The organism is Curtobacterium citreum (genome assembly GCF_006715175.1).
GTDB lineage: Bacteria > Actinomycetota > Actinomycetes > Actinomycetales > Microbacteriaceae > Curtobacterium > Curtobacterium citreum.
Map to the genome: position 1 here is coordinate 2,135,037 of NZ_VFMQ01000001.1, position 20,375 is coordinate 2,155,411.

30 protein-coding genes and 1 pseudogene are annotated in these 20,375 nt (G+C 66.8%); 12 read left to right on the forward strand and 19 right to left on the reverse strand.

All coding sequences use genetic code 11. From position 1 onward, the window contains the following. Window positions 1-5: 5 nt before the first annotated feature. Window positions 6-170 (reverse strand): annotated as a pseudogene (locus FB462_RS10080) (DUF779 domain-containing protein); the annotation flags it as partial. Between the two features lie 141 nt (window positions 171-311). Between FB462_RS10080 and FB462_RS17370 the strand changes: the two are divergent. Further along, complete coding sequence (locus FB462_RS17370; protein WP_167510079.1) at window positions 312-776, forward strand: helix-turn-helix domain-containing protein; 465 nt, start codon at window positions 312-314, stop codon at window positions 774-776. 5 nt (window positions 777-781) lie between these two features. On the opposite strand, the gene FB462_RS10090 is transcribed toward FB462_RS17370, so the two are convergent. Beyond that, on the reverse strand, window positions 782-1,306 hold the full coding sequence (locus FB462_RS10090) for a hypothetical protein (protein WP_141861675.1): 525 nt from the start codon (window positions 1,304-1,306) through the stop codon (window positions 782-784). A gap of 375 nt (window positions 1,307-1,681) precedes the next feature. On the opposite strand from FB462_RS10090, the gene FB462_RS10095 reads away from it, so the two are divergent. Beyond that, window positions 1,682-1,870, forward strand: coding sequence for a hypothetical protein (locus FB462_RS10095; protein WP_141861677.1), 189 nt, complete (start codon window positions 1,682-1,684; stop codon window positions 1,868-1,870). A 59-nt stretch (window positions 1,871-1,929) separates the two neighbouring features. Here the strand turns inward: FB462_RS10095 and FB462_RS10100 are convergent, their stop codons facing one another. Continuing rightward, on the reverse strand, window positions 1,930-2,184 hold the full coding sequence (locus FB462_RS10100; protein ID WP_141861679.1) for a DUF2188 domain-containing protein: 255 nt from the start codon (window positions 2,182-2,184) through the stop codon (window positions 1,930-1,932). A 115-nt stretch (window positions 2,185-2,299) separates the two neighbouring features. Between FB462_RS10100 and FB462_RS10105 the strand changes: the two genes are divergently transcribed. Both FB462_RS10105 and FB462_RS10110 read left to right on the forward strand, forming a co-directional pair. Next, entirely contained in the window at window positions 2,300-2,689 is a 390-nt protein-coding gene (locus FB462_RS10105; protein WP_167510080.1) for a hypothetical protein, read from the forward strand. A 396-nt stretch (window positions 2,690-3,085) separates the two neighbouring features. After that, window positions 3,086-3,688, forward strand: coding sequence for a hypothetical protein (locus FB462_RS10110; protein WP_141861683.1), 603 nt, complete (start codon window positions 3,086-3,088; stop codon window positions 3,686-3,688). A gap of 62 nt (window positions 3,689-3,750) precedes the next feature. Here FB462_RS10110 and FB462_RS10115 read toward each other — a convergent pair whose 3' ends face one another. After that, window positions 3,751-4,005, reverse strand: coding sequence for a hypothetical protein (locus FB462_RS10115; RefSeq protein WP_141861685.1), 255 nt, complete (start codon window positions 4,003-4,005; stop codon window positions 3,751-3,753). A gap of 76 nt (window positions 4,006-4,081) precedes the next feature. Continuing rightward, window positions 4,082-4,273 carry a hypothetical protein gene (locus FB462_RS10120; protein WP_141861687.1) on the reverse strand — a complete coding sequence of 64 codons (192 nt, stop codon included), beginning with the start codon at window positions 4,271-4,273 and terminating at the stop codon, window positions 4,082-4,084. 423 nt (window positions 4,274-4,696) lie between these two features. Between FB462_RS10120 and FB462_RS10125 the strand changes: the two genes are divergently transcribed. Continuing rightward, the gene (locus FB462_RS10125) at window positions 4,697-4,936 is read left to right on the forward strand and encodes a hypothetical protein (RefSeq protein WP_141861689.1); all 240 of its coding nucleotides are present in this window, start codon (window positions 4,697-4,699) and stop codon (window positions 4,934-4,936) included. Beyond that, on the forward strand, window positions 4,933-5,400 hold the full coding sequence (locus FB462_RS10130; RefSeq protein ID WP_141861691.1) for a hypothetical protein: 468 nt from the start codon (window positions 4,933-4,935) through the stop codon (window positions 5,398-5,400). The genes FB462_RS10125 and FB462_RS10130 overlap by 4 nt, the downstream gene beginning before the upstream one ends. 61 nt (window positions 5,401-5,461) lie before the next feature. On the opposite strand, the gene FB462_RS10135 is transcribed toward FB462_RS10130, so the two are convergent. Beyond that, window positions 5,462-5,830: a type II toxin-antitoxin system death-on-curing family toxin gene (locus FB462_RS10135; protein WP_141861693.1), complete on the reverse strand. Its 369-nt coding sequence runs from the start codon at window positions 5,828-5,830 to the stop codon at window positions 5,462-5,464. Continuing rightward, complete coding sequence (locus tag FB462_RS10140) at window positions 5,827-6,378, reverse strand: Panacea domain-containing protein (protein ID WP_141861695.1); 552 nt, start codon at window positions 6,376-6,378, stop codon at window positions 5,827-5,829. The genes FB462_RS10135 and FB462_RS10140 overlap by 4 nt, the downstream gene beginning before the upstream one ends. A 159-nt stretch (window positions 6,379-6,537) precedes the next feature. Between FB462_RS10140 and FB462_RS10145 the strand changes: the two genes are divergently transcribed. Beyond that, window positions 6,538-6,723 carry a hypothetical protein gene (locus FB462_RS10145; protein ID WP_141861697.1) on the forward strand — a complete coding sequence of 62 codons (186 nt, stop codon included), beginning with the start codon at window positions 6,538-6,540 and terminating at the stop codon, window positions 6,721-6,723. A 133-nt stretch (window positions 6,724-6,856) separates the two neighbouring features. Here FB462_RS10145 and FB462_RS10150 read toward each other — a convergent pair whose 3' ends face one another. After that, window positions 6,857-7,456 (reverse strand): hypothetical protein, encoded by a 600-nt coding sequence (locus FB462_RS10150; RefSeq protein WP_167510081.1) that lies wholly within the window; start codon window positions 7,454-7,456, stop codon window positions 6,857-6,859. Between the two features lie 247 nt (window positions 7,457-7,703). Between FB462_RS10150 and FB462_RS10155 the strand changes: the two genes are divergently transcribed. Beyond that, window positions 7,704-7,937 carry a hypothetical protein gene (locus FB462_RS10155; RefSeq protein WP_141861701.1) on the forward strand — a complete coding sequence of 78 codons (234 nt, stop codon included), beginning with the start codon at window positions 7,704-7,706 and terminating at the stop codon, window positions 7,935-7,937. Window positions 7,938-8,034: 97 nt separating this feature from the next. On the opposite strand, the gene FB462_RS10160 is transcribed toward FB462_RS10155, so the two are convergent. Then, window positions 8,035-9,684, reverse strand: a complete 1,650-nt coding sequence (locus FB462_RS10160) for a PLL family lectin (RefSeq protein WP_141861703.1) — start codon at window positions 9,682-9,684, stop codon at window positions 8,035-8,037. A gap of 301 nt (window positions 9,685-9,985) precedes the next feature. On the opposite strand from FB462_RS10160, the gene FB462_RS17375 reads away from it, so the two are divergent. From FB462_RS17375 to FB462_RS10175, 4 genes are all read left to right on the forward strand, one after another. Then, window positions 9,986-10,123 carry a hypothetical protein gene (locus FB462_RS17375; protein WP_167510082.1) on the forward strand — a complete coding sequence of 46 codons (138 nt, stop codon included), beginning with the start codon at window positions 9,986-9,988 and terminating at the stop codon, window positions 10,121-10,123. Window positions 10,124-10,594: 471 nt separating this feature from the next. After that, window positions 10,595-10,894 (forward strand): hypothetical protein, encoded by a 300-nt coding sequence (locus tag FB462_RS10165; RefSeq protein ID WP_141861705.1) that lies wholly within the window; start codon window positions 10,595-10,597, stop codon window positions 10,892-10,894. Window positions 10,895-10,917: 23 nt separating this feature from the next. After that, window positions 10,918-11,688, forward strand: coding sequence for an SGNH/GDSL hydrolase family protein (locus tag FB462_RS10170; RefSeq protein ID WP_141861707.1), 771 nt, complete (start codon window positions 10,918-10,920; stop codon window positions 11,686-11,688). A gap of 61 nt (window positions 11,689-11,749) precedes the next feature. Next, window positions 11,750-13,177, forward strand: a complete 1,428-nt coding sequence (locus tag FB462_RS10175; RefSeq protein ID WP_167510083.1) for an oligosaccharide repeat unit polymerase — start codon at window positions 11,750-11,752, stop codon at window positions 13,175-13,177. Window positions 13,178-13,212: 35 nt separating this feature from the next. Here the strand turns inward: FB462_RS10175 and FB462_RS10180 are convergent, their stop codons facing one another. From FB462_RS10180 to FB462_RS10225, 10 genes are all read right to left on the reverse strand, one after another. Further along, on the reverse strand, window positions 13,213-14,601 hold the full coding sequence (locus FB462_RS10180; protein WP_141861712.1) for an SGNH/GDSL hydrolase family protein: 1,389 nt from the start codon (window positions 14,599-14,601) through the stop codon (window positions 13,213-13,215). A gap of 11 nt (window positions 14,602-14,612) precedes the next feature. Continuing rightward, a complete protein-coding gene (locus FB462_RS10185) occupies window positions 14,613-14,990 on the reverse strand; it encodes a putative phage holin (protein WP_141861714.1) in 378 nt (125 codons plus the stop codon). Beyond that, complete coding sequence (locus FB462_RS10190; RefSeq protein ID WP_141861716.1) at window positions 14,990-15,175, reverse strand: hypothetical protein; 186 nt, start codon at window positions 15,173-15,175, stop codon at window positions 14,990-14,992. Before FB462_RS10190 ends, FB462_RS10185 begins: the two co-directional genes overlap by 1 nt. Beyond that, the gene (locus FB462_RS10195; RefSeq protein WP_167510084.1) at window positions 15,172-15,570 is read right to left on the reverse strand and encodes a hypothetical protein; all 399 of its coding nucleotides are present in this window, start codon (window positions 15,568-15,570) and stop codon (window positions 15,172-15,174) included. The genes FB462_RS10190 and FB462_RS10195 overlap by 4 nt, the downstream gene beginning before the upstream one ends. Before the next feature lie 30 nt (window positions 15,571-15,600). Then, window positions 15,601-16,008, reverse strand: coding sequence for a hypothetical protein (locus tag FB462_RS10200; RefSeq protein WP_141861720.1), 408 nt, complete (start codon window positions 16,006-16,008; stop codon window positions 15,601-15,603). Continuing rightward, window positions 16,005-16,727, reverse strand: coding sequence for a M15 family metallopeptidase (locus FB462_RS10205; protein WP_141861721.1), 723 nt, complete (start codon window positions 16,725-16,727; stop codon window positions 16,005-16,007). Before FB462_RS10205 ends, FB462_RS10200 begins: the two co-directional genes overlap by 4 nt. Before the next feature lie 65 nt (window positions 16,728-16,792). After that, complete coding sequence (locus tag FB462_RS10210) at window positions 16,793-17,407, reverse strand: hypothetical protein (RefSeq protein ID WP_141861723.1); 615 nt, start codon at window positions 17,405-17,407, stop codon at window positions 16,793-16,795. Between the two features lie 39 nt (window positions 17,408-17,446). Continuing rightward, window positions 17,447-18,316, reverse strand: a complete 870-nt coding sequence (locus FB462_RS10215; protein ID WP_141861725.1) for a hypothetical protein — start codon at window positions 18,314-18,316, stop codon at window positions 17,447-17,449. Between the two features lie 26 nt (window positions 18,317-18,342). After that, window positions 18,343-19,464 (reverse strand): hypothetical protein, encoded by a 1,122-nt coding sequence (locus FB462_RS10220; RefSeq protein WP_141861727.1) that lies wholly within the window; start codon window positions 19,462-19,464, stop codon window positions 18,343-18,345. Beyond that, window positions 19,457-20,362, reverse strand: a complete 906-nt coding sequence (locus FB462_RS10225) for a hypothetical protein (protein ID WP_141861729.1) — start codon at window positions 20,360-20,362, stop codon at window positions 19,457-19,459. The genes FB462_RS10220 and FB462_RS10225 overlap by 8 nt, the downstream gene beginning before the upstream one ends. Window positions 20,363-20,375: the final 13 nt, after the last annotated feature.

The following is a 20,375-nucleotide window of genomic DNA, read 5'->3' on the forward strand; positions in this document are numbered from 1 at the left end:
TCAGCCTACGTCGGCCGCACCGCCGGGACCAGGCCCAGGTCCTCGAGCTCGGCGTCGGTCAGCATCCGTGAGCGGGTGAGGAACCGCTTGCCCTCGGGGACCTCGACCGAGAACCCGCTGCCCCGCCCGTCGACGACGTCGATCGTGAGGTGGGTGTACTTCCAGTACTCGCCCGGTCTCGGTGGCAGACACCGCGAGGCATTGGATTCCGCGGACTGACGCGGATCGGGGCGCTGTAGGGCGGTGTGCGGCGGAGCATCTTCGGGTGGGTTCTGCGGACTGACTGCGGACTCAACGGCCCATCATGGACCATGGACGAACTGCTTACAGCGCTCCGAGCTGCCATCCGCGACGAGGTCGCCCGGCAGCTCGCCGAGCTCCTTCCCGCGCAGCCCGCGCCCGAGGCCTCGCCGGAGCTCCTCGGGGTCGAGCAGGCAGCCGCGCGGCTCGGCGTGCAACCAAAGACACTCTACGAGTGGCGTCGGCTCCACAAGGGACCGCCCTCGCTTCGGGTAGGCCGTCTCGTGAAGTACCGCTCCGACGTCCTCGACGAGTGGATCAACCGACCGAGGTCCGGCGACGACATCCTCACGCTCCGCGAGGCCGCGGATTACACGCGCACGCACTGGCGGACGATCGCCGACGCATGCCGTGCCGGCGAACTCAAGGGCATCCAGCGCACCCGGAACGCGACCTGGCGGGTCCGCCGCGAGGACCTCGACACGTGGATGGGCGTCACGCCGCCAGTGCGCCGCGGCCCGCTGCGCTCGCTCTGATCCGCCTACGACCCGTCGCCGGGCTGCAGGACATCGATGTCCCACTGCGCTCGCTCGAGGCGCGCAAACCAGGCAACCGCCTCCCACAACGGCTCCATCAGCGTCCTACCCTCGAACCGCTCCCGGTAGACCGTATCCTGCTGCGCGTTCGCCTTTCCGCCGTGACGGTCTCCGATCCAGTCCTCGAGCAGGGACTCCAGTGACTGATACACGAGGGGACCGAAGTTGAGCGGGTACTCCAGAGGGAACTGCAGACCCGCTGGCGAAACGGCGACGACCGCGCCGTGCGTGATCCCGTTACGGACGAGGCGGATGCCGGGCAGCACGGCGCCAGCTGGATCTTTGTCACGCAGCCGGTCGTATTGCTCCCCGTGCTCGCGACGGAGTTGCTCGTCGAGCGTCGCGGCCCAGAAGACCGCGGTGCCGAGAGCGACGTATTCCTGGGCACCACCGCCAGCGAGCTCGTCAGCCGCCTTCTGCAGGCCCTGGAACGCTGCAGCCCGGACCGGCGTCCACCGGGGAAGCGTCACCGCTCACACCGTCGCGACAGCGGCCGGTCGGCCGCCTGTCGGCGTACCCGCAGCGTGCGTCTCACTGGCTGCGACGATGTGCGGTCGCCGAGCCCGTCGAAGGAATCCACACTCAGCGCGTTCGGGTGCTTCCGGCACGTCAGGGGACGCGGTCGTCGGCAACGCGGTGCGCTCGAGCGGGAACGGTCCCGGGAACTCCTGCGGTGAGCTCGATCCATGCACCCAGTATCCCCGCCGGGTCAGGCGAAGGGGGTTGGGTATAGACGTCCGTTCGATCGGGCGCCAGAAGAATCAGGCCTGGACAATCACACCGCGCGGCCGCAGAGCGATCCGTCTCGCTACGCTGCGGTCAACCACCAAAAGAAAGGGGCTCCCATGCCCGACAAGTATGGCGCCGTCCAGGATCTCGAAAACGCGATGGTCAACGCCAACAACGTGATCAGCTTCTCCCAGAAGGCCAAGCCTGTGGCGCTCGGTCCCGAACGTGACCTAGCCACCGCGATCGAGTCCATCGGCTTCGCGCTCCACGCGATTGCACGCGCACAGAAGAAGATGCTCGAGTAGCACTATCGAACGACTAGAAACCCCCTCGAGCTCCCGAAGGAACCCGAGGGGGTCTTACGTCAATGCTTGGTATCGCGTTTCCTAGACTCGTTCCCACTCGGCGTCGTGTCGCTATCGCGCCAACGGCCATCGCGGCGCTGCACGCGGACGTCTCCGCCGCCTGCGTTCTCCGCAATCTCCTTCGCCCGAGCTTCCGCTTCGGCCTGCGTTCTGGCGTGCGCCGATGCTCGCTGCGCGTTCTCTTTCTTCACGTCCCACCCGCCGCGGTCGTTGTTGGGGACGACGTACCGGTCGTTGTCATTGCCCTTCGGCATAGCGAACCTCCTCGTTCGCGCGTGACGCTATCGCTCGTTGGACACGCGCTGGGTCACGATCTGGTGTCGGCCCGTCGGCGTAGCTTCCCGAAGCCGCCGGCACCCATACCAGGGGATGTACGAGGCGATCAGCGTCCGCAAGCATGACCAGATGGCACTTCGTCTCCTCGATGACCGCAGACGCCCGACCAAGTTGACTTGGATCGCGGGCGGAACGCTGGCCCTGCTGGCCATCGGCGGCGTCGCGACCGCCGCGGGAGACGAACCGAGCGCAGTCCCGTCCATGACCGCCGCTGCGTCGACGCCGACTCGAGAGACGACTCAGCCGTCACCCACCGCCCCCACCCGCCAGGCGGAGCACGCTCCTGCCGCACCGCTGGCTGAACAGGTCGATGCCGAGCTCAAGACGGCATGGGGCGTGACCAACTTCACCGACGGCCTCTCCGGTACGGAGGGTCACGACCCGGCGCTGCTGAACTGGCGAATCTCTCACCTCGAGGACTAGGCGCCCGGAATCGTGCACGTCACCATCCAAGTCGCCGCTCTGGAGACGTCGGAGGCGGAGGTTGAGCAGCTAGCTAAGAACATCATGCGGCTCAGCCAGGACCAGCTCCCCGCACTGCAGTGGGTCGCGGTGCAGACAGCAGATGGCCGTCTGCTCGAGCAGACCACTCGGCTCGCGCCCGGACAGTGAAAAGTCGCTCCCCCAGTCTGACCGGCAGGCCGAGCCCGGCACTCCCCCGATGGCCATCGACTTGGTCACCCGACTAGGCCACGGTCCTCCTCGGGGATGGAATCGCCGGCCGTGCATTGCTGCTGACCTTCCGCGGGGGCAGTCTGCGATGGAGAGGGCACAGCCGGAGGGGCCGGCGCGATCACGCTCTCAGGGGAAGGTCACACCATGAAGTTCATGAAGCCGCTCGCGGGTCTGGGGCTTGCTGCCGCTGTCGCCCTGCCGATCCTGATCGCTGGGCCGGCACAAGCCGACGAAGCAGTAGCACCGGAACAGCTGCCGCAGTTCGCGCTGCAGGCACTCACCGGGCCGGAAGACACGTCGACATCGACGTTCACCGTTCCGGCGGGCAAGTACACCGACGCAGCCGGCAAGACCCGCATCTTTGCCGCACAGGCCACGTGGGTCTGCAACGGCAAGACCGACAACCCGCACTGGTCGAAGGGCGCCGCCAGCGTCATCGCGAAGACCCGAGTCACCTGCAAGGGCCCGACGGCGACCGTTCCGATCCGCGTCGAGTCCCTGCTCGGCCGGACGACCCACAACAGCATCAACTCACTGCAGATCGTCGCGGAGTCGAACTACGTCCAAAACGTGGCAGCGGATCCCAACGGGCTGATGTCGCAGACCTGGTACGTGCCGGCCCAGGGGTCGGCGACCCACATCGCCAGGAACGCGTACTTCCGCGGCTCTCACTCCGGGCAGGCTGCTCCGCCGCTGAAGCCGTTCAACATCGGCGCCGCGGCCTCTGCCTTCATCTACGTGCCATAACGCATTCACACCAAGAGAAGAGGGGCCGACCGCTGACTGCAGTCGGCCCCTCTTCTCGTCTTTCAGCTCACTGTGGCGAGGAGATCGAGCCGTCGGCCACCAGCTCCGTCGGTCTCGACGAAGAGCTGGAACGAGCGTCCGGCCGCGTTCGCGGTTCCCCATCTGAGTACTTCCCGCACGTCTGTCGCGCCGGTCAGTCGGTACTCGTCGCTCGCGCCGCCTTCATCGGTGAAGTAGACCCGGTAGACCGGATCATCTACCTCGACCTGCACGTCCCGCGGATCCACCTGCTCTGCTCGAAGATCGCCGTTAGCCATGCGGAGCACCATAGCTGCCGTCCGCCCGGGACGACTGATTCGTCAGGAGCAGACCAGCTAAGGCGCCCCCACCCCCTCAGAGCAGGAGCTCCCGGACGATTGCGATGCCGGGCCCAGGGATGAACGTCACGGTCCCGGCGTCGGCGGTCTTGAGCGTGACGGGAGTCGGCGACGCAAGATGGTCACGAAGCTGCTTGTCATCCCATGCCTGATTCGGGTCAAGAGCGATCTCGGCGCCCCCGATGATGATTCTGTAGATCGACTTCATGGCCCTCGCTATCGACCGTACGAGAGCTCTTGTCAGTTCCGCTCTGGGCGCCGGCTTCCGAAGGCGCTCCATCGCAGCATTGGCTCGATCGCTCCCGATGCCGCGCTGAGTCCTCAGCCTGTACGTTGCCGGAGGTGGGAGTGCGCACACACCTTCGCTGAAGGGCCCCGTCCTTCTGGGCGGGGGCCCAGTCATGTCCGAACTGGTACCTGTGCGGGTCGTCGCGTTCGCGCGAAAGCGAAACCCGAAGCGCCCGACCAATGGCGCAGTAGCTGGTTGGCACTGGTCCGCGTTCGCGCGCCCCGTTCGAGGGCTAGTCCGCTCGTTACACCTGTCAATAGGCTCAACGTTCCACACCGCTAAGAAGGGGGAGCCGATGACGCACCACCAGATCGACCACAAGCACCCGAAGGAGCACCGCTGATGGCTACCGCTACCTTCAAATCCGCAGTTACCTACGGCGCGCAGACAATCGACCTGCGCGACAACTCCGACACCGACAAGGTCGAGGACGAGATCCTCGAGGCCTGCCGAGTCGGTGGAGGATGGGTCTCCTTGCCAACTGCCGCTGGGTCTCGGGTGATTTTCGTGACGGCCGGTGTGCCGATCGACATTCGGAACTGGACCTACACGCCCGCCGATGACCAGGTGTTCGCCCAGTGAGTGCCGCGAAGCGGGTCGCTGAAGAGCTGAACCGGGTGCTGGCCGCGCAGTCGTACGGCTGGGCGGACGGCAAGCGTTGGTCCGGTCGTGCGTCCGTGGCGCAGCGTCTCCTCAGCGGGCTCGCGCTCTCCATCGGAGAAGGATCATTCCAGTACGCCGAGGCACGATTCCTTGCCGATACGACACACGTCCTCGCCCTGACCGCAACGCACGTGCACAAAGCGTGGGCGGAGGACGACGAAACGATCGGCACCGACAGCTGGTCGCGCTCCGCCATCTCGAAGGTGGAGCTGACGCAAGCGCCGAACGTCTTCCAGGAGGGGTCCGCGGACCACGCCGCGACCGCTCTGCACCTGACGTTCCGTTCCGGTGACACCGTGGAGCTCGGCGGGGATGGGCAGAGCCAGGCGAACCTTCGCGAGCTACTGCATCTTTACCCGGGCCTGTTGGCCAACTTGTCCTGACACACAAAAGCGCGCCCATCTCAGGTCGAGGTGGGCGCGCTTTCGTGTTGCATGCTGACGGTCAGTCGGCGTAGCCGGCCAGAGTGAGCGCGATCTGGTCAATGGTGTGCAGACCCTCGGTGATCTCGACCATGTAGTTCGCGGTCTCTTCGTCCGGGATTCGCCGTAGGCGGACCCCGTTCAGCTCGAGCAGCGTCATCCCTGCGGTCCACGCAGTGCGCTTGTTGCCGTCGAAGAAGCCGTGCGCGGCCGCAATTCCATGGATCAGCGCAGCAGTCTGCGCCCAGATGCTGACGTAGAAGTACTGCCCGCCCATGCCGTGAAACGCCCGGCGCACCCCCGACTCAAGCTTCCCGCGGTCCGTGACCGGGGCGTCGACCATGCTGTCGTGGATGAGAATGACCTGCTCGACGGTGAGTTCTGGCCTCACCGCGTCGCTAGGAGGTCAAGAGCTGTCCGCCAACGACTGATCACCGAGTCGGCCGCAACTCGAACCGACTCGTCAGACGCGGCGACGCCGACAGTGACGGGTGCCGGCACATCCCGGCCCGCGATGGTGCGTGCGGTGTAGAGCTTCCGAATTTCCCCGGTGCTCATAGCCGTGTTCGTGGCCACCCACGCCGGGGCGCCACCTCGAGCGTCGATCCAGGGCTTGTCCTGGTGAGTCAGGTTGATCAACTGGTCAGAGCTCAAGCCCTTGTACTGCGTTAGGACAGCATCGATCAGGGCGGTGTCCTCCCGCGAGAGGGTTCCGGCGTATGCGGGGACGAACTCATGGCGATCCTTGCGGTACAGGCTCCGGACAACGGGACCATCACGCCATGCCTCGATGGTCTCCGCAAACAGGGGGCGCCCGTTGATGCCGAGCGACCATGCCTGAGACAGATAGGTCAGCTTCTGCAGGGACCACATGTCAGCCCGGACGCGTGTCCGGATGTACGCGGCAACGTCGATCGCTGTCGTCGTCACGCTGATCACCTCCACACTGTTGTCCACACGTTATCCACCGAAATCTGGCCGTTGTGCACAGATTGTCCACTGACCGTAGCGGGTGGATGACACGACACGCTATGGAGGACTTGTCCAAAGCGTTCGCCCATGCCGAACCGGCAGAACCCGCCGCGCTACCGTTCCCCCATGAAGACGCTGCTGCTCCACGAGGGCCCTGCTGACGGCACCCGCATCGACTACCCCGGCGACACTGTCCCGCTCGGTTGGACGGTCGTTCACGCCGTCTCCGGCCCAGGTGCTGTCGTGACTCAGTACGAGCTCCGCGACGAGCACGGCGACACCACCAACTACTGGCCACCGCGATCAGCGTGAGCGATGACGATGAGTGGATGACACCGGCTGAGGTGACCGCACTGATCGGAGTAACCAGCGGCACGCTCCGCCAGTGGCGGTTCCGGCTAGACGCGCCGGTCCGGGTGTGTACGAGTTCTGCCCCGGCCAGGTACTACCTGCCAGTCCGCTTCGGGACGGCCCTAGCGATCGACTCGAGCGAGTTGCTGATCGACGCGAGGCGGCCCTTAAAAGAGGAAGACGATGTCGTGCTCGTCGCGAACGTCATCGCCTTGTCGTCGATCGGGTAGGACCACCGCAGCCAGCGCCGACCGATGCCTCGGCACTTCACCCGCACGGTGACGCGTTCTGGGGCTGGCTCAGCGTTCGCTAGCTTGCCACCTGGGTAATGCGCGACGTACCAAGTGTTCGAGAGCTCCTGGCCCGGGCCCATCATCGGAATGGGGTTCTCGTAGCGCCGGACGACGTAACCGATGGCCGCCCCCTCGCCGTCTGCACCGACGGGCGGCACGTCGAGTGGGGGTTCGAACTCGACGCTGATGTGCCGCGCAACTGTGGGCCCGGCATTCCGGACGACGAGGTCAAGCGCAGTGTCCGAGTCGGGCGCGTACCGGAGCTCGGCGACGATCATCGGCTGGCTCCGTCGGCGGCTGTCCTGCCCGGCCGCGATCAGAGTGATGATCGCGACCACGGCGGTGAGGATCGCAGCGAAGGCACTCACTCCGCCGCCATGTACGTCGAACCACTCGAGCACGTCACTCCACATCGCTGTCCCCTCTCGGCGAGCCTGAGCCGATCGTAGAGGAGGCCTCGTGCCCGCCCCGGACGCTCTCCCCGAAGCAGGTCTGGTCGATCACCGCCTCCATGACCCGGAAGCTGTCTCTCTGGGCTTGCGCCTATCGCGAGCGGATGCTGCGAAGAGCAGATGTCGGACCGGCCGCCGATGATCAAGGAAGCAAGCACCGCCTGAGCATCAGGACCTCGCGGTCGCCGCTGCCGAGTTGCTGCGCCTTGACCAAGTCGGCAGCCCCGACCCCGTCGACCCGCCGCAGCCGGTCACCGTGCACAACCTCCGCTTCGACCAGATCGGCGTGCTCGCCGAGGTGAAGGCGTTCGCGGTCGCACTGTCCGACGTCGCTGTGTTCGTGGAGATCTCCTGGCAGGGGCGCCTGCAGCGCGCGTGGGTGCCCCGTAACACCGTCACAGTGCGGACGGCTCGGCCGCGCGACCGCTGACCGACTGTCGAACTCGAGACTGCGGATACGGGTGACGCCCCCTTTCATAGTTGAGAGAGGGGGCGTCACACGCCGGTGCATGGATCAGGTGATCGAATCAGCCCCAGCGCAGCCCGGTGCCGCCGAGGGGGATGACGTTGCTCCACCCGGTTCCCTCGCCTGGCGTCGCGTACTTGTGGTACGCCTGGCCGTCAGTGCCGATCGTGAAGACTTCCTCGCGGTCCTGGGCGTTGTAGCCGACCGCGACATCGACGAACGGACCGTTGGCGAACTTGGTCAGGGTGCCCCAGCCGTTGGCCGAGTCGTACCAGGTGTTGTAGAGCGCACCGTCGGTTCCGAGGCCGAACACTTCAGTGAAGCCGAGGGCGTTGACGCCGACCGCGAGGCCCTTGTAGCTTGGGCCACCCTGCAACTGGTTCCAAGCGGTCCAGCCAGCGGAGCTGTCGTACCAGGCGTGCGAGATTGCGCCGCCGGAGCCGATCCCGAAGAGCTCCTCGTCACCTGCTGCGTTGTAGGCAAGGGTGATCTTCGTGAAGCCACCGGTCGAGTTCACGAGGGACCAGTCGTTCCAGCCGACTCCCTTCGTGAACCACTTGTGGAATACGCGACCGCCACCACCGATAGCGAAGATCTCCGGCTCGCCGTTCCGGTTGAATCCGGTCGTCACATCGGTCCAGTGATCACCGCCGAGGGAGCTCCAGCCGGTCCAGCCCTTTGCCGAGTCGTACCAGGCTTGCCACATCACGCCACCGTCGCCGATTGCGTAGAGGACCTCGTTGCCGTCGACGTTGTAGCTCAACGCCATGTCCGTGAAGCCGGTCTTGCCGAGTGAGTTCCAGTCGCTCCAACCGGTGCCGGGGATGAACCACTTGTGGAAGATCACACCGCCTCCGCCGATGGCGAAGACCTCGGCGTTGCCGGCGCTGTTCTTGCCTGTGGTGACCTTCGTGTTGGAGCTGCCCTGCAGCGAGCTGAAGCCGCTCCAGCCTGTGCCTTGGCCGGGAGTGGAGTAGTTGTGAACGACGTCGCCGCCGGAGCTGATGGCGAAGACCTCGGCATCGTTGCTGCTGTTGTAGCCGATGGGGCCGCTTGGGAACAGCTTGTTGGCACGGTTCTGGGTGGGCGCGACGGCAGCGGGCAGGGTGAGCCCTGTGCCCACTCCGCTCAGGTCGACGTGCTGGTGGTTGCACGTGTCGTCGAACTGGCGGGTGATGTTTGAGAACGACCACGTGGACCGGCACTGGACCTGGCCAGCCTGACTACCGCGCGGCAGGAAGGTGTCGAGGAAGGTGAGCAGACTCTTGGTCTGGGAGCTCGACCCATTGACGTTGTTCCGGGATCCGATGCCACCGAAGTCGATCGCGACGGCTGGGTCAATGCAGTGCAGTGAGCGCGGGTTCTGAGCACACGTGTACGGGTGGCTCATCGTCTTGCACTCTCGGTTGAGGTCGTTGACCTGCACGAAGCCGTACTGCTTGACGAGGATGACCATCGTCTGCAGGATCCGGACGTCCACCTTGCAGGTAGGAGTCGGGGAACCGTTGGCGATCGGAACGATCTCGTTGTTGAAGAGGTCGTTGTTGCCCGATCCTCCCGCGGACGCCTCGAATTGGCCTGCGTTCTTGAACGCAACGAGCTGCTTGGCGAGCGCCGCGCTGTCACCGGAGATGTTCTCGCACGACGCGCCACAAGCGGCGGCCGCGCGAGCTTGCTGAGGGCTTACGAGAACGATGGTCGAAAGGACCACCGAGACGAGAGTGAGCAGGAGCAGGACGGAGGTAAGCCTCCGCCGTCTACCTGGCATAGATGTCGTCAGAGACATAGCAGTTCGCTTCCGGGAGGCTCCCCTGTGCGCCGCCCCTCGGCGCATCTGTGCCTCACCTGTGTACATGCTAGCAATACGCCCCATAGCGCGGACAAGCAACGTACATGGTGCAGTAGCGAGCCTGAGTGCGATGAGGCTCCGTCGCCCCTCGAGCGGAGTCGCGCTCGTCCACTTCCGACAGATGATCCCTAGGCTGTCTAGCAATCCCGCGTACCGTGTCTGCATGAGTTCAGAACGCGACGACCTGAACGCCGAGCTGCGGCCCTTCGACCTCGACGAGTTCCTGCACGACTTCGTCGACGGCCTCGAGCCGGTCACGGAGCACCCCGTTAGCCGCGGACCGCATCGCGACAGTCGGTAAGAGAACGCCGATTCTCCACAGGGAGGTCAGGGCGCTACCTTCCTGCCGTGCCCTCGACCCGCCGCTGCGAATCGACGTGGTGGCGCTTCCGCTGCCAGCTCCGCATTGGACACCCGGGACTGCACCGACACAAGTCAGCGACCACGCTCTCGCAGTGGAACGACGCCGCGGCAGAACTCGACTTCCCCCGACGCCGATAGCCGCGCCGCGGCTCGGGTTGCTCCGTCAGCGCCTCGAAGAAGTCGGGCCACACGGGCACTTCCGTCTCAAACAGACCGCGCTTCGCGCGCGCTCGCAGAGCCCGCAGCGACACCACTCGCACCGGAGGAACGCCGGGCTCGCTCTCGTACAACGACCGTGCAGCCATGACGCTCCCATCCACTCGTCCAGACTGACCACCACCGGGCGGTATGTCCGCCGGATGCGGTCCGCGGCCACGCACTGTCGGAGGCCAGTCGCTACCGTCGCGCCGTGGCAGTTCGACGGCGGGACCGGTGGCGGCTCGTCGACGCGTACTCGCTCCCCGAGGCAGCGCGCGGCGGCCCCGAGGTCGACCTGGCGCAGCCGGACCCGGTCCTGGCGTGGATCCAGTTCCCCGATCGCATCCTCGAGCTCGAGGGCCGCGTCATCGCGTACACCGACCGCGCAGTCCTCGTCGAGTGGGGGTTCGGGCAGGGCGCCGATTGCGCGTGGGTCTGGCGCGACGCCGTTCGTCGTCGGAACGACAAAAAGCGCCCCGCACCCTCGAAGGAGGGGCGGGGCGCATCGTGAGCGTCGCTTAGGATCAGGGGATTATGGGGAACTTCACGGACTGGTTCGGTCGCTCCTACAAGGGCATCATCATCGGGTTGCTGGCGGTGTTTGCCGGGACGATGGTCGTGCTCGCAATGCAGCACGTGAACAACTCCCGGCCCGCTGCCGGCGCGACCGCTCGGCCGGCGCCTACCTTCGCTAGCTCCCTGCCTGACAAGCCCCGAGCGGTCTTCTTCGGCGACTCCTACGTCGAAGGCACCGGAGCCTCAACACCCGCGAAGCGCTGGACCACGCTCGTAGCACAGAAGGAAGGCTGGATCGAGATCAACCTCGGCCAGGGCGGAACTGGCTACGTGAACGGCGGCCCCGATCAAGGTCAGGCTGACCAGTACGCCTCTCGCATCGCCAAGATCAAGGCCGCTCGACCGGACATCGTCGTGATCGCCGGGAGTCAGAACGACCTGCTGTTCCCGACCGACCAGGTCGACTCCGCAATCAAGGACACGCTCGTTCAGATCCGCGCTGCCGTTCCCGACGCGAAGATTGTCGTGTACGGCCCGGTCAACCCGGGAGAGATCAAGCCCGCCACCCGTACGAACGACGCTGCGACCAGCGCGGCTGCACAGGCGATCGGCGCGGATTACATTAGCTCGATCTCGCCTACGAGCACCTATGAGTCGCCGGCGGACTATTGGACGGACGGTCAGCACCCCTCCGACAGCGGGCACCAGCACATCGCCGACCGTTTCATCGAGGAACTCCCGTCGGACGTGCCGCGAGGAGAACCGTCAGCATCCCCAACCGCTGGTTGATGATCGCGAGCACACGGTGCGTGCTGAGGTTCGCTTAGGATCAGTCGATATGGGGTCCTCGGTGAACAACACCAGCACGACGCCGAGCCCGCTGCTCGGCACGATCACCTTCATCGTGCTCGCCGGGATCGTCCCGCTCCTGATCATCCTGAGTACACCCGACAACGGGTACGCCGCCTGGGTCGGGGCGCTCGCCATGACCATCGCGAGTGCCGCCCGGTTCAGCTGGACCATCAGTAGCCGACAACGACACCTCGTCGAGATGATCGTCTGCGTGTTCGTCTACGGCTTCCTCGGACTTGCGCCTCTGGTGCAGCTCCGGATGCGTGCGGAGGTGGGAACCACCCCGGGATTTGTCGAAGACTTCGCTACGACGACGGTGCTCATCATCCTGGCCGGATTCGCCTCGATCTGCTTCGGCAGCTTGCTCGCAACGATCAAGGCGCCCGACGCAGCGATCCGCGTCCGACCAGTCCAGCACCTTCACGCACCACGCGTAGTCCTGATCACCCTCTTCGCCTTCGCCGTCGCCGCCTTCTACGTCTCCCGGGTCGGTCTCGCGTCCTTCGGTCGCCCGCGGCTCGAATTCAGCGCACGTCTCGGCGAAGTCTTCCCAGACGACACGACTGCCGCCCTGATCGTCGGCTTCGCCAGCATGAGCATGCTCGTCGCGCTCGTCGCGCAGATCATGCTGTTCCGCCAGCGTCGACGAGCCGGATCGAAAGCACCCCTGCTCCTGCTCGCGGTCACCGCGGTGACGCTCCTGCTCATCGTCAACCCCATCAGCAGCGCGCGCTACGCAGTCGGCACGGTCTACCTCGCGTTTCTAGCCGCCGCCGGAATCTGGGGAACCCTCCGCCGCTACCGAACCATCAGCGTCCTCACCCTCGGCGCCCTGTTCTTCCTGTTCCCCATCGCGTCCACCTTCCGCAACAGCCTCGACGCGAAGGTCTCCCTGCAGAACCCCCTCGAGTCCCTCCTGTCCGGCGACTTCGACAGCTTCGACCAGATCAACAACGCCGTCTACTTCGTCGCCGTCCGCGGCATCACCTGGGGTGACCAACTCCTCGGAGTCATCTTCTTCTGGGTGCCGCGGTCCATCTGGCCCGACAAGGCGATCGACACCGGCGTCCTGCTCGCCCAGTTCCGCGGGTACAGCTTTCAGAACCTCTCCGCACCACTGTGGGCCGAGTTCTTCATCAACGGCGGGTGGCCGCTCCTCATCCTCGGCATGATCCTCGTCGGCTTCGGCGCTCGACGGTGGGATGCTCGGCTCGACGCCCAGATCCTCGCGACGGGGACCCCGACGCTGCTGGGGAGCATCGTCCCGTTCTACTTCCTCATCATGCTGCGCGGGTCACTATTGCAGGCCATGGCGTCGCTGGGCGTCATCCTCCTGCTCAACTGGTTCCTGACGTTTAAGAGCTCCGCTCCAGCAACGGGGAAAAGCCCCTCGGGAGTCTCCCAGAGGAGCCTCTCGAGGGGCTGACGACACAAGCTCATGCGCCGCGCGCTCAGGTTGTGTCACATGGGGCTGAGGAACCGGACGAGCTGGTCAGCGATGAACGCATGCGACATGTCCGTGGGGTGGATGCCGTCCGTGTAGTACGGGTTCGCTGCGGGCCCATTGGCGGCGGGCATGCGGGCGTTCAGATCGAGGACGCACACCGATGGGTCGGCCGCTGCGATCTCGTACTGAGCGGCGACGAACGCTGACCAGGCGTCGCCGGTGAAGGTGCCGGTGCGGAGCCAGTACGGCATGAGCACGAACGACGGCGGTGTGGTGACGTTCGCCTTGCAGGCGGCGATGATCTTCTGCAGGTTCTGCTTCGCCGTGGCCGCTGACGCGTTCGCCGCGTAGTCGTTGATCGAGAGCGCGATGACGAACAAGCTCGGCTGGATCGCAGCAATCGGCTTCGGAGCGTCCAGGTTGGCGAAGAACGTGGTCGACTGCCCGTAGTAGCCGTTGCCGTACGTGTGCACGCCCTGGTTCTCGTCGCCGTCGTTGACGTAGATGCCCGAGAAGTAAAAGCTCCCGGACGCCCCAGCGAGAGTGATCGTGTGACCGCCGGACGCCCCGAGGGTGACTCGAATGACCTTCCCGTCGGACACCCCGCTTCCGCCGAACGAGATCGTCTGCGGTGTCCCGCCGTCGACGGTGATGGTCGCGGTGGCCCCGTTGACCTGCACACCGTGGATGTCGACGCTCGTGCCCTTGACGGTGATCGTCCACGTGTCGGTCGACGCCTTCAGGATGTACGTGCGGCGGCTCAGGCCGAATCCAGTGTCCGTGTAACTGCCGCCGCCTCCCGGATTAGCCGGAAGGTTCCCGCCGACGGTGGCCGGCTGACCGAACGAGTTCGCCATCTGCCACGGGTCGATCCAACCGACACCGCCTCCGCTGCCGAGCGCGGTCGTCGGGAAGTGACGACGGAGCAGCATCTGCGCTCGCTGCACCCAGCGGCGATCACGAGTCGTCGCACCCTGCCCCTCGGTGATGCTGTCACCGGGGCCGAAGCGTGCAACGGCCGGGGCGTAGTCGCGGTTCGCGAGTGCGAACCACCAGGACTGCAGAGCTCGGGCGCGCTGCTGCTGCAGGTACTCGAGGCTGTTGCCAGTCAGGGCGGGGATGCTGACGGCACCCGCTGCGCTGTAGATGCCTGGGGACGCGTAGGTGAAAGCCCCGCCCGGGTCGCCCTTCACGCCTGGGTTCCCCTGAGGTCCGGCGTCACCCTTGCTGAGCGCTGGCAGCTTGTCGACAGCGTCGACACCGTTGCCGATCTTGTACCCGCTCGACTTCCCGTCCGCGCCGATGATCGCGATAGGTTCACCATCTTCGGGGATGAACCCCGCGGCAATGAAGTCGCCCAGGGTTCCGCGCCGCACCCGGATCCGCTTGTAGTCGACGGCCATGCTTCCTGCTCTCAGTCGTGCGCCGCAGCGCGGGAGTCGTGACGCCGCTCGATCGGCGGCGTTGGGGTCGGAGTGTGCCGGCGCTCACGGACGACGGTGAAGAACACCAGCACCCAGACGACGGCGACGAACGTGTACACGGCGAACGCGAGCGCACCCAGCCCGTCTCCGGACGTCTGCGGGCCGCCGGACGCGATGGTCGCGACGATGCGCCGCACCAGCACCAGGGCGAACACCGGCACGGAACCGACGAACAGGCCGAAGAACACCGTCCCGAGAACCGACCGGTACCAGGGCGAACCCAGCCCGTACAGCAGCGCCGTGAGGAGCGCGAAGACGCCCGCCACGGTCGCCGGGGCCGTCGCCCACGTGTTCAGCCAGACGTCCATCACTGATCCCCTCGGATGATCGCGCGCATCTTCTGCGCGAAGTGGTTCTCTTCCCTCGACTGCCGCAGCTGCGCGAGCGGCCCCGTGCGGATCGTGTCGAGGAGCATGTCCAACCGGTGCGACGCGGACCGTGCCTCGTCGCGGGCGCGGCGTGCTTCCTCCCGGCCGGCGGTCTGCTCGTTCATGGCGTCACCTCAGCGGCTTGCTCGATGGAGCCCAGCAGGTGGTTGGAGAGCTGCGCGTACTCGACGCCGAGCTCGCGGACCGCGGTCTCGGCCTTGTCGGCACGCGTCGACTGCTCGTCGTGCGCCTCACGCCAGAAGTCGCGGGACTCCTTCAACTCGGCGTACCGGTCGTCCTTCTCGCGCAAGACCGCGGCGTGGTACTTCTCGAGGTCCTCGATGCGCCCCCGGTGGTCTCCGATCGTCAGGATCCGCCTGGTGGCGAACAGCACGACGATCAGCGCCAGCCCGGAGCCTTGGATGATGTCCGACACCGACAAGGTGCCAGACACCCAGTCCCACAGGCCGGACGGCGCCGAATCGGGGGTGGACACGGTCGATGCGAGGAACCAGTGCATGAGGCCCACCCCCGGGGAGAACGGCACGGCCTACTTGGCCGTGGAGCTGTCGTCGTCGCGGTAGTCGACGGTGGACGGTTCGAACTGTGCCGGCTGCAGGTCCGGCGACTTCGCGGCTGCCCGCTCCGCCGCCACAGCCTTCGGCTCCGACCCGAGTCCGATGTGCGTCAGCCACTCGTTCACCGCCGGGATTGCCATCACCCGCGACAGGGCACCCGCGATCGCGGTGACCACTCCCGCCGCGGACAGCAGCCACAGGTACACGGTGCCGTCGACCGGCAGGCCGAGCGCGTTGATGATCGTCGGGAGGACCGCGGCGAACGTGATGAACGCCGGGATGCCGACCTGCACGATCGTTCGCAGCACTCGCTGCGACTTGAACCAGATGTCCTGGGTTTCGAGGCTGGTCGCCTCGTGCTTGCCGTCGACCATGCTCACGCCCCCTTGCCCTTGACGAGCTCGAACCCCGCGAGCACCTGCCGGGCCTGCATGTCCGGCTGCTCCGGGACGCCGCGGGCCTTCCAGAACGCGAGCGCGGTGCTGCCGAGCGGGAGGATCCGCATCGTCTCCGGGTTGGCGAGGAACGCGTCCCACGCACCCTTCCCGTTGTCGACCTTGATGATGAACGTGTTCACGATGTCTCCTACCGGTGTGGTGGTGCTCTTGATGGTGGGGCCCGCGGCGACGATCGCTCGGGCGTTCGGGTACGGGGGGACGACCTCGGCGCGGGTCGCCATCTCGTGGTGCCACGGCTCCCCGAAGTTCCGGCCCGTCCACGTGCCGCCGCGGCGTTCGACCTGCGTGTGCAGCCAGTCGAACTCCGCAGCGGTCAGGGCACGGTTCCGGCCGTCGGCCATCGTGACGCCGACGTCGATCGCGTTGCCGTTGCGGATCTCGTCGTGCCGGGACGTGTACGGCGGCGCGACGACGACCCCGAGCGCAACGCGGTTCGCCCACAGGTAGTCCTGCCGGGCGCGGGACCGCTTGCCCTCGTTGATCGACAGCCGGTCACCGGAGCCCTGGTCGGCCTTCATCTGGTCGAAGTCGATCTTCACGGACAGGATCTGCAGCGCCATCCGCTCCGTGGCGACGAACTGCTCGACCCCGCGGAGGTCGCCATACGACGACCTGCCGACGCTGAAGCTGCTGGTGGTCATGCCGATCCCTTCCTGGAACGACGAACACCGCCCCAGGTCGGGACGGCGTTGAGAGGAGGTGCGGGTCAGGCGTCCGCGTCGAACCGGATCGCGCCGTAGTCGACAGCGCCGGTGCCACCGGACGGGCTGACGCGGTAGATCACCGCGCCCGTGCCGCGCTGGATCTCCATCTTCGCGCCGGGCCCGTTGTTCGACCCGCGCTCGCACCAGAACGTCATCGTGTTCTTCGGCCGGAACCCGCCCGGCAGACGGAACTGGATCTCCGAGTTCGTCGTCGGCACCCAGTAGCCGGTCATCGACACGACACCGTTGCGGCGCCGGTACTGCGCAGCCGGGTTCGCCTGCCCCGCAGTGTCGTTGCCGGTGCCCGGGTTCCCACCGTTCACGAACGACGGGTTCAGCCAGCCAGTGTCCCCGAACAGGTACACCCACGCACCCGACGAGAGGACGTACACGTTCCCGTCGGTCGTGTCCCGCCACTCGAGACCTTCCCACACGCCCGGGGAGCCCGGACCGATCAGCTCCGTCAGCGCTGCGTTCCGCTGCGCGGTGGTGCCGACACGTCGGTTCCCGACCTGGCCCGCGAACGCGGCGATCTCGGTGAGGTCCGCGCCGTCGTCGGATGCGCCCGACGCGGAGTAGATGCCGTTGCCCTTGGGGCCGTAGTCGTCCGCTGCCATGCGGTGTTCCTTCCGTGGGGTCCCGCGCGCCGGCGGGGATCAGTACGTGGAGGTGATGCGGAGCGCACCTGACTGGGCGTCGGCCGCGAGGGAGGCGAACTTGTTGAATCCGCCGTGCGCGAGACCGATGCCGGACGCGGAACCGTTGGAGAGCGCCTGCCCGAACTCGACGGGGAGCTCCACCCAGGTGCCGGAGGTGACTGCGATCGGTCGGGCGTTCGAGATCGCCGGCGCTCCGCCGGGCTTCGAGTCGTGCGAGTGGGTGCCGATGTTCGGCGGTGACCCGAACTTGTACGCCAGGTTGACCCACATCTCGATCCGGGTCACGGGAGCGCCGCGGAGGGTGTCGCGGACCTTGCTGCCGATGAACCAGGCGCCGAGCGTCGAGTTCGACGCCCACGGCTGCGGCTGCCACCACCGGCCGTCCGAGAACGACCCAGCGTCGACAGCCGTGAAGGTGTCCACGTGCGACGTCGGCCCCGATCCCGCGGGCGGGTCCGGCGGCTGCACGGGCGGAGGGTTCGTGGAGAGCACCCCGACGACGTGCGGCCCGTCGGACCACACCAGGCGGACTTGCTGCGACGCCGACAGGGTGTCGCCCTGGTTATAGGTGGCCTGCACCTGCCCGATGTCCGTGTCGACGGTCACGAAGTCCGACGCGGCCGAGACCACCGTCCCGACAGGCGGCGGCATTACCACGGGGCCGGTGTAGTAGAACTTCACGGCGCCGTCGGACGGCTTCACTGCGAGCAGCCACACCTGCTCGCCTACCGACGGGCGGTACTCCGACATCGTCTGCGCCGTGACCCGGCCCACCGCGTCGCCGTTCGAGACATCGCACTGCACGGACGCGCCGTCGCGGCTGACGTACTTCGCCTGCCACACCGTCACCCGGGATCCGTCACTCATCCCGAAGAGAGCCGCCGCGAGGTCCACTACTGCACCTCCAACGTCATCTGCTGCGTCGCGCCCTCGCCCCGGTCCAGGGTCTTCACCCGGCCGACGATCGTGTCCCGACCCCGCTGCCTCACCTCGAGGACATCCCCGACCTGCCGGAGCGGGTTGAAGACCTCCTCGACGGGCACCTCACGAGTTCGCAGCGACGACACCCGCGGCAGCAGCTGAGCCGCGTACGCGTTCGCCTGCGCTCGAGTGGTGATGAAGTCCGACGAGTAGTAGTAGGTCACCCGGCCGTACGGCGAGGGCGAACCGTCCGCGTTCACGGCCCGCAGCGGCCCGTCCGTGATCTGCGCCGACCCGAGGATCTGCACGTCCGAATCGTCGGACGCCGACGACCGGACCGCGACCCGGTTGTAGACCTTCTCCGCCGACATCGAGTTCCCGACCGACACGACCGTGCCGTCTGAGCCGTCCGTGAGGACATCCGTGACCACCGGCCAGTCCAGCGGACGCTGCCCCATCGAACCGTCCGGCCGCATGTACGGTTCCGCGTCGATCAGCGCCAGCAGGTCGTACAGCGGATCAAGGCGCTCCTCCTCGTACGCGAACGACTTCGGGATCGCCCCGTCAGGGAGCTCACGGACGATCTGGAAGCCGGTGATGCGCTGCGCCTCCGTCAGCACCGACAGCTTCTGCGGCGGCGACGACGGCACGTCGAAGCGGTCCTTCTGCGTCTTCCGCATCCGGTCCATCAACGTCAGCTCGACAGTCGACCCGACCGGGATCAGCCGGCCGGCGAACTCCTCGAGGTGGTCAGCGGCGTTGGGGACCTCGTCGATGCGGTACCAGCCCATCTGCACCCGGCTCGTGAATGAACCAGCGGTGATGAGCACGGCGATCGACAGCTCAGCCCCGAAGGGTGCGAGCATGTCCGACGCGGCCCGGGGCGTCAGCGACGCAGCGAAGTCCGACGTCCACACGACCGTGCACGACCCCGACCCCTGCACCTTCGCGGTGCGGTCATCCGTGAACGACGGCCGGGTGATGTCGATGTTCGCCATCCGACGGGTGCCGTCGTAGTAGACGTCCGCGACCCACTGCACGTCGAACGATCCGGAGCGGAGCACGTCGCGCAGCTGCTCGCTGGCCTCACGCATCCGCGACCCCCGCCAGCGAGTAGTCCGAGTCCCGCTCGAGGCGCGTCGCGTACGCCGCAGCGCGAGCCGCCCGAGTCGGGTACGCGGCGTCGATGTCCTTGCGCCGCAGGACGGCCGTCACGAGCCCAGGAGCGGGCGGCCGTGCCTCCGTCGCCTCGAACGTGAACGTGATGTCCTCGCGGCCGATCTGGATGTTCACCGGGACCTCGTGCACCTCATCGACCGACGCGTAGAACGTCCGCGGGAGACGCATCGGCGGCGGCGCCCGGATGCACACCACGCCGGCGCCGCGGCTGCCGTACTGACCGAACACGGCCTGCAGCCGATCCGCGTCCGCCAGCGACCGAGTAAGGAGCTCGAACGGCACCGCGGAGACCCCGCGACGCTGGCCGCCGACCCGAGTCGCGAACTCCGCGCCCTGCACGTACACAAGCTCGCCGGGGGTCGAACGTGCGACGTCCCCTGCGGTCTTGGAGAGCCGCAACGGCGACACCGCGACGGATGGGTTCAGGGGCTGGTGGATCCAGGTGTCCGTCACCTCGAGCGTCGTCGTCGAGGTCTCCGTGAAGCCCAGCGACGTGTCCGTGTCGTCGAACTGCTCGGCCCGGTACTGGATCGGCACCCCGAAAGGAGCCTCCCAGTCGACGAGGGTCGTGCCGCCGATCGCGGACTTCCGGATCCCGCCACGCACCAGCGTCGTCCGGCCGTCCGCGATCCGGTACACGTCGACCGCCGCCGTGCCCGGCTTCACGTCCGCGACGATGATCTGTACCGACGGAACCGGTCGCCCTTCCGGGAGCGGCGTCAGGGCGGGGGGATACACCGTTGCCGGGTTCCCCCCGTCCAGGGTGTCCGGGAAGACCGAGTCCGGACCCCCACCGTCGACGATGTCGGCCATCTGGTCTTCCTTC